Origin of the sequence: Pseudoalteromonas sp. NBT06-2 (genome assembly GCF_002276045.1) — a bacterium.
Lineage (GTDB): Bacteria > Pseudomonadota > Gammaproteobacteria > Enterobacterales > Alteromonadaceae > Pseudoalteromonas.
Map to the genome: position 1 here is coordinate 1 of NZ_NQMR01000298.1, position 972 is coordinate 972.

Annotated in this window: 1 protein-coding gene; it reads right to left on the reverse strand. The window is 41.2% G+C overall.

From position 1 onward, the window contains the following. Positions 1–918, reverse strand: a 918-nt coding sequence (locus CJF42_RS25530; RefSeq protein WP_286203532.1) for a preprotein translocase subunit SecA, incomplete at its 3' end; no start/stop codon positions are given. Positions 919–972 lie beyond the last annotated feature (54 nt).

Consider the following 972-nt stretch of genomic DNA (forward strand, 5'->3'; position numbering starts at 1 on the left):
CTCATCAATCAGTTTGATGTCGTTGTCTTTGACTATGTAATCGATGTCTTTGGTCAGCAAAACCTCTACGTGCAGTGCCAAGTTGACGCTGGTCAGTAACGGCAAGTTATCGATGTCAAACAGGTTTTTACAGCCAAATTGTTGCTCTATTTTACGACTGCCGCTTTCCGTCAAATGAACAGAAGTGCTTAATTCGCCGGTCGCATAATCGTTTGTTTTGTCTAGTTGTTTAATCACCCTCGCAATGTGCGTCTGTTGATCATTGTTTTGGTGGATATCACCTGAAATAACCAGAGGAATACGAGCTTCGTCAATCAGAATCGAATCTGCTTCATCGACAATGGCGACATCCAATCCTGATAATACTTTTTGCTGTGTATAGTGCACCAACTGATCACGTAAATAATCAAAGCCAACTTCTCTTGCGGTGGCATAAACAATGTCGCAGGCATGAGCTTTTTTTCGTTGTTTACCCGACATGCCAGCTTGGATCATCCCAACGCTCAAACCAAAGAATTGATAGAGAGGCTGTAAAAATTGACTGTCTCGTTTAGCCAGGTAATCATTAAAGGTGAGTACGTGAACTTTGCGGCCAGCTAACGCGTTAGCAATAACGGGGGCAGCTGCTGCCAACGTTTTACCTTCTCCTGTTTTCATGTCGACAATATAACCGTCATGTAATGCCAACCCTGCCAACATTTGGCTATCGAAGGGTCTCATGCCTAATAGTCTGTTTGATATTTCTGACACAAAAGCAAAAATTTTGACTTGAGTAGGTGTCTTCATTGGCGGTGAAATAGAAACACACAGTGATTGTAGTTGTGCTTTGAGTTCATCGTCACAAAGCGATTTCAATGTCTCGCTAAATAAATCTATTTGTGTCAACATTCTCTTAAACGGTTTAAGGTCGGATTCAATCGGTGACTATAAAAAATAAAAAGCGTAAAGATTATTTAGTGACAAATTTACCGC